This is a genomic window from Micromonospora sp. ATLC20, from assembly GCF_057196585.1.
Window position 1 is genome coordinate 22,372 of record NZ_JBXUOV010000070.1, and the last position, 6,080, is coordinate 28,451.

Below are 6,080 nucleotides of genomic sequence, written 5' to 3' on the forward strand. Positions count from 1 at the left end.
GACCTGGGAGGTCGACATGCGCTGGGTGATCCTCGTACTCGTCATCGCGGCCGCCGTGTTCGTCGTCGGCCTGCTGCGTCCTCGTCGGCAGACACGCGTGGACGGCCGCCAGGTACGTGACCTCCGGGCATCCGCCGAGGCACGCCGCCGGCTCGACGACCATCGGAATCGTACGGACGGCAGCAACACCGGCAGCGGCGGCGTGGGCGGCTGGAGTTCCTGACCTCTCCGGCAGATCACAGAAGGTCCGCGCTTCTCCCGCGCTCCAGATGACGGAACCTTCGCCGCGGACGGCACGGGCAAACGCCGGACGTGATGAGCCATATGCTGCACCCCGAGTGGAAGCGGGGATTCGTGGGGATCGTTGATCGGGTTCGCGGCGGATCCTTCGTCGCCGGCGTACTGGTGGTACTGGGCCTTGCCGGCTGCGTCACACGAGCCGACCCGCCACCGCCTCCGGCACCCTCGGTGGATCCCGCACCGTCGGCATCGCCCACCGAGCAAGAGGCGCTGATGGCGACGATTCGCCAACTGGTCGAGCGGGCCGATGTCGGCGACGACATCCGGGAGCGCACGGTCGAGGTCGGCGAGCCCTATGAACCCTGCGACCTGCTCATTGCCGACCCCGACCGGTCGAACGAGGGCGGGTTGGAATTCGATCAGGTGTGGGGCGCGGGCCTGGAGGTCAATCCCGTAGGGATCTTCGTCGACGTCCAGCCCCCGACAACCCTTTTGAATGTCACGGTGATCCGTCTGCGTGATGCCCCGGCGGCCGCTGCGGCCGCACGTACGGCGCGCACCGCACGTTGCCCCAGTAAGGATTTCCCACTCAACATCGGGATGGCCACCGCCCGGTGGGGTGCACGCACGATGCCCATCGGATCGACGAGCGCGCGGCTGACCACGGCGACGGTGAGCCGGGTGAACCCGGAGAGCGCGGAAGGAATGCCGTTCCTGCCCGGCAACGCGCGGCTGATCTTCGCGCACGGCTCGCTGCTCATCAGCATCGAGGCGCTCGCCTTCTGGCCGCCCAAACTGAGCACCGCCTCCGAGGTCACCGCAATCGCTCAGGAGAAGGCGACGTCCCTGGCAACGGCGATCGTCAAGACCGTCCCCGCGCCAGGCTAGGACCGAGCAGCGCGCTGGCGTCGATACGCGCTGGCGAGCCTCCGTGTGCGGGGTTCTCTTTCGCAACGCACGAAGTGCGATTCAACGTCCTCGGGATGCAGCGCGAGCAGAAAGTGCCGATCGGCTACTTCATCCGCGTCGAGACGCCTGACGCCGACGGACGGCCCTGCCGCAGTGACGAGCAGATGTCGTCTCCCGGCTGATACTTAACATGATCGTTCTGGCCGAGCGCTAGCTTGCCTGGGTGGGCTACGACATGTTCGTTCAGCGTTTCGTGCAGGGCGACGCCGCCCCGATGGCAGCTGACGCCTTCCTGGCTGTCTTTGCGCCCCGTGTCAACCGCCGAGCACCGCAGCACAGCCATTGGCACATCAGCGCCGAGGACGGCGGCACGGCAGATGTCTACGCCGCCCTCACTGGCGACACTCTCGACAGTCTCACGATCAGCCGATTCTCCGCCGGCGTGGTTCTCGACATGCTCGTCGAGTTCATCGGGCTCTCCGATGCCGTGGTACTTCCACCTGGCTCCCCCACCCTGCTCGCGCACGAAGGGCAGCGGGACCACCTTCCCGAGGAACTCCGCGCCGACGCCGTGGTCGTCCAGGCCGGCGCGGACGTCGAGCGCGTCATCCTGAACTGCTAGGCGACGTGTGAAACATCCGACGGTGCTGGACAGGCGGCAGCCGGCCCGCCGACTGCCCGCTCTAACCGCGCCGGACAGCGCCCTGTCTTTCCGCGGCGGCCCTGCGGTCTTCCCGCTCGCGCCAGTTGCCGGACATCAGGCCTGTCCTCCGCCGGCGGAGTGCGACACCTCGGCGTGCCGATACGGCGATAGCGAGTGTTGAGGGCGGCTCGGTGGATCTAGGATCCTCGTCCATGCCCGACAGGATGTGGTCGCTGGCCGACTTCCGCTTCGATGAGGCCATCGACGCTGTCGAGGTCTACCTGGACAGCGGGACAGAGTTGGAGTTGATGGCCCGGGGCGAGGCGATCGCCTTCGCCCATGAGCGGGAAGCCAATCTCGTGGCTAGGTTCCCGCCGTCCGGCGAGGCTGTCCCCTCCTGCATTGTGGCGAAGGTGAGCCTGCCGCTGCGCTGGGAGCGGGCGCCGCTCGATGAGCCGGTGATCGATGAGCGCCTGTGGTTCGAGGCCCCCTGCGGACGTGACGTCCTGGTCGGTAACGGCCACACGGTGACCGGGCGAATGGCGGCGTGGTGTCCCCACGAGGGTGTGGGATACAACGTCTCGCGAGCCGAGATGAGGGTCATGTCAGAGGAGGCCCGCTACTTCGTCGCGGGTTTCCTGGCCGGCAGCGAGCCCCGATACCCGACGGAGGTCGACGGCGAGACTTACGAGGCGGATATGGATGCCTGGCGGGCCGCCCTCGCCCGATTCCGGCTTACGGGATCGTGGTACGGCCGCTGGGGAACGTGCCAGGTGTGCGGGTGTGTCCTGCTGCCGGACACCGCCGGCGACCGATGCCACCAGCACTTCGTCGCCGACTGAGCCCCGCTTACGCCCGCCCGTGCTGTAGCGACTCCCAGGGCGGGGACTCAGATCCGGCGACGAGGTTCTTTGCTGCTGACACCACCGTACGGAAGTGGGACGCCCAGAGCTCGACAGGCGCGAGCACCGCGAGAGCGTCGTGATCTCGCGCCGTCGACCCGCCCTTCCACCAGCGGGCTGCCGTCGGGGCCGCCACGTCAAGATGCAACCTCAACCGACACTTCGCCGGCCTCCGGGAGAAAGCCGGCTGCCCCGAGGTCCGGCTGCACGACCTGCGGCAAACCGTCGTCTCGCTGCTGATGGAGTTGGGCGTCCCGCCGCACGCCGTCCAGGCCATCGCCCGGCACTCCGACGTGAAGATCACGCTGAAGGTCTACTCGCATGCCAGCCTCGACGCGATGCGTCAGGCGCTCGGCAAGCTCGACAGACGGCTGTCATGGACCCTGTTGCTGTCACCTCGCCGAGGAACGATCTTCTCGGGGCGGTTTTCACTGCTGGTGGGTGGTGGGCGCGGCAGGTTTCGAACCTGCGACCCCTCGCTTGTAAGGCGAGTGCTCTCCCACTGAGCTACGCGCCCGGAACGCCCGTACGGCGGGCCGGAGCGGCCAGCTTACCTGCCCGCCTCCGGCCCCGCGCAACGACGTGCCTGGGGTGTGGGACTCAGGCGGCGACGGCCTCGGCCAGCGCCTTGCGCCAGCCCTGCTGGTCGCGCGCCTCGCCGGGCATGTTCATCTCGGCGAACCGGACCACGCCGGCCTTGTCGATGACGAAGGTGCCCCGGTTGGCGATGCCCGCGACGTCGTTGAAGACGCCGTACGCCTGCGCCACCGCGCCGTGCGGCCAGAAGTCGGACAGCAGCGGGAACTGGTAGCCCTCCCGGTCGGCCCAGATCTTGTGGGCGTACACGGAGTCGACGCTGACGGTCAGCACCTGGACGTCGTCGTTGACGTACTCGTTGAGGTTGTCCCGCACCTCGCACAGCTCGCCCTGGCAGATGCCGGTGAAGGCGAGCGGGTAGAAGACCAGCAGCACGGTCTTGCGACCGCGGAGGTCGGAGAGCCGGACCTCCTGGTTGTTCTGGTCCTTGAGCAGGAAGTCGGGCGCCTCGGCGCCAACCTCGATGGGCATGCGTGCTCCCTCGGCGATCGGGTCTGGAGATGATCAGCCTGCCACACCCGGCGACCTCGGCCGCCGGGTGTGCGGCGCGCCCTACTTCTTGCTCTTGGACCCGCGACGCATGACGAGGCGGGCCCCGCTCCAGTCGCGGCCGGCGTTGATGGTGGAGGTCTGCTGAAGCCCGGCGGTCTGCGCGCTCTCCGCGACCTCGCTCGGCTCGACGTGACCGTCGCGGCCGGCCTTCGGGGTCAGGAGCCAGACCACGCCGTTGTCCGCGAGCGGCCCGAGGGCGTCGACGAGGAGCTCGAACAGGTCACCGTCGCCGTCGCGGTGCCAGACCAGAACCGCGTCGACCACCTCGTCGGTGTCCTCGTCGACGAGTTCCCCACAGCGGTCGGTCAGGGCGTCCCGGAGATCGGTGTCGACGTCGTCGTCGTAGCCCATCTCCATGACGACCATGCCCGGCTCGATACCGAACCGGTCCGCCAGGCTGCGTACCCCGTCGGCCTGGCCAGCGGTCGCGCTCACTGTCGAGTGCCTCCTCATCTATCCCTGCTCGTGGCGTCGGGTGACACCGTCGGGCTCAGTCCACACAGTTGCGGCTCGCCGCGCAAGTGGCGCACCGGGTGGAACGGAATTTACCGTGCCAGCAGCGTACGGGCACCCTGGGTGATGGCTTCCGCGGAGACCAGTACCTGACGGGCAGCCGGACCTAATGGTACAAACGAGTCAAGTGCGGCTACGCGGCGCGCGGCGCCCACGTACCCGGTGTCGACGAGCGCGGACAGCACGCCCTCGCCCACCCCGCCGGTCCGCCGCGTCTCGTCCACCACCAGCACCCGGCCGGTCGCCGAGGACTCCCTGATGATGTCGGCCACCGGCAGCGGGGCCAGCCAGCGCAGGTCGACCACCCGGCTGCCCACGCCCTCCTCGGCGAGCGTGGCGGCGGCACGCAGCGACATCCGCACTCCGTTACCGAACGTGATGATGGTGAGGTCCTCGGCGGAGCCGATCCCGTACACGCGGGCCCGGCCTATCGGCACGTGCCGGTCCGCCCAGGCGCCCGGTTCGGCGTACTCGGCGGTCCACTCGTCGTCACCTTCCGTGTACAGGTCGCGCACGTGGTAGAGCGCGATCGGCTCCACGAACACGCAGACGCTGCCGTCCACCCGGGCCGCCGCCAGGCAGGTCCGCAGCATCGGCGCGGCGTCGTCCGGCCGGGCCGGCACGGCCACCACCAGGCCCGGTACGTCGCGCAGCGCCCCCAGCGAGTCGTCGTTGCGGTCGTGCCCGCCGAGTCCGTCCGGGCTCGCCAGGCCGGGCACCCGCACCACCATCGGGTTGCGGAACGCGCCCCGGGAGAGGAACCGCATGGTGGCCGCCTCGCCGCGGAGCTGGTCCTCGGCGCCGTGCAGCAGCGTCAGGTGGCGGATCTCCGGCACCGGCAGCAGACCGGCCAGCCCGGCACCCAGCCCGAGCCCGAGGATCGAGGTCTCGTCCGGCAGCGTGTCGAACACGCGCGCCGCCCCGAACCGGTCCCGCAGCCCCTCGGTCACCCCGTACACCCCGCGACGGGCGGCCACGTCGTGGCCGAACACCGCCGTCCCGGGGTGGTCGAGCATGCCGTCGGCGAGCGCGGCGTTGATGCTCTGCGCCAGCGTGAGCGGGCCGGTCAGCTCCGGCGGCTTGCCGCCGAACGCCTCCGCCCGCGCTCCGGCGCCCGGCCCGGCCGCGTGCGCCGCCGCCTCGGCGACCGCGCGGGACACCCGCACCGGCCGGCGTGGCGCCAGCTCCCGCACGATCTCGACCGGGGACGCGAGCTTCGGCTCGTCCAGCACCTCCTCGGCGACGCGGCGCAGCTGCCAGCCCCGCTCGTCGTAGCGGGCGAGCAGTTCCTCGCCACTGGCGTACCCGGAGGTCACCAGCAGCCGCGCGGTGGCCAGCAGCGGGTCGCGGGCCGCGTCGCCGTCACAGTGCTCCATCAGGCGGACCGCGCTCAGGTGCAGCGCGGCGGGCCGGCGCTGCCGGCGTACCCACTCCGCCGCCTCCGCCGCGACCCGGTAGGTCGCGGCCACGTCCGTGCCGTCGGCGGCGAAGTACCTGATGCCGGGCCGGGCCCGCAGCGTGGCGGCCACCCAGCCCTCGGCGGAGGCGCCGCCGTCGGCGCAGACGAACAGCACCGGGATGCGCAGGCCGGTGTGGTCGTACCAGCCGGCCGTGTTCAGCGCGGCGGTGGCCGTGGCGTGGTCGGCCGCGGCGTCGTCGAAGGCGCAGACCACCACGGCGTCGGCGGGCCAGGGCGCCGCCTCGGCCTCGCCGTCGGCGGGCCG

7 protein-coding genes, 1 tRNA gene and 1 pseudogene are annotated in these 6,080 nt (G+C 70.5%); 5 read left to right on the forward strand and 4 right to left on the reverse strand.

The genetic code is table 11. The annotated features are described in order from the left end of the window. Positions 1–16 precede the first annotated feature (16 nt). The 5 genes and pseudogenes from AC2CHG_RS16645 to AC2CHG_RS16665 form a co-directional block, all read left to right on the forward strand. Entirely contained in the window at positions 17–223 is a 207-nt protein-coding gene (locus tag AC2CHG_RS16645; protein ID WP_402811434.1) for a hypothetical protein, read from the forward strand. A gap of 101 nt (positions 224–324) precedes the next feature. Then, positions 325–1,128: a hypothetical protein gene (locus AC2CHG_RS16650; protein ID WP_366621313.1), complete on the forward strand. Its 804-nt coding sequence runs from the start codon at positions 325–327 to the stop codon at positions 1,126–1,128. A 244-nt stretch (positions 1,129–1,372) separates the two neighbouring features. Then, entirely contained in the window at positions 1,373–1,771 is a 399-nt protein-coding gene (locus tag AC2CHG_RS16655) for a hypothetical protein (RefSeq protein WP_366621315.1), read from the forward strand. Positions 1,772–2,004: 233 nt separating this feature from the next. Next, positions 2,005–2,634, forward strand: a complete 630-nt coding sequence (locus AC2CHG_RS16660; RefSeq protein WP_366621317.1) for a hypothetical protein — start codon at positions 2,005–2,007, stop codon at positions 2,632–2,634. Between the two features lie 206 nt (positions 2,635–2,840). Then, a pseudogene (locus tag AC2CHG_RS16665) lies at positions 2,841–3,011 on the forward strand (tyrosine-type recombinase/integrase); the annotation flags it as partial. Between the two features lie 125 nt (positions 3,012–3,136). Here AC2CHG_RS16665 and AC2CHG_RS16670 read toward each other — a convergent pair. From AC2CHG_RS16670 to AC2CHG_RS16685, 4 genes are all read right to left on the reverse strand, one after another. Continuing rightward, positions 3,137–3,211, reverse strand: a tRNA-Val gene (locus tag AC2CHG_RS16670). Positions 3,212–3,294: 83 nt separating this feature from the next. Then, positions 3,295–3,762, reverse strand: a complete 468-nt coding sequence (locus AC2CHG_RS16675) for a peroxiredoxin (RefSeq protein WP_120568631.1) — start codon at positions 3,760–3,762, stop codon at positions 3,295–3,297. 81 nt (positions 3,763–3,843) lie between these two features. After that, a complete protein-coding gene (locus AC2CHG_RS16680) occupies positions 3,844–4,278 on the reverse strand; it encodes a DUF3052 domain-containing protein (protein WP_013287823.1) in 435 nt (144 codons plus the stop codon). Positions 4,279–4,388: 110 nt separating this feature from the next. Continuing rightward, positions 4,389–6,080 (reverse strand): transketolase C-terminal domain-containing protein (locus tag AC2CHG_RS16685; protein WP_484525071.1); only part of this gene is annotated, 1,692 nt, incomplete at its 5' end.

Excerpts from the sequence above, each read along its gene's own strand:
- AC2CHG_RS16645 (WP_402811434.1), top strand. The coding sequence starts at position 17 with ATGCGCTGGGTGATCCTCGTACTCGTCATCGCGGCCGCCGTGTTCGTC.
- AC2CHG_RS16660 (WP_366621317.1), top strand. The coding sequence starts at position 2,005 with ATGCCCGACAGGATGTGGTCGCTGGCCGACTTCCGCTTCGATGAGGCC.
- AC2CHG_RS16675 (WP_120568631.1), bottom strand. The coding sequence starts at position 3,762 with ATGCCCATCGAGGTTGGCGCCGAGGCGCCCGACTTCCTGCTCAAGGAC.
- AC2CHG_RS16650 (WP_366621313.1), top strand. The coding sequence starts at position 325 with ATGCTGCACCCCGAGTGGAAGCGGGGATTCGTGGGGATCGTTGATCGG.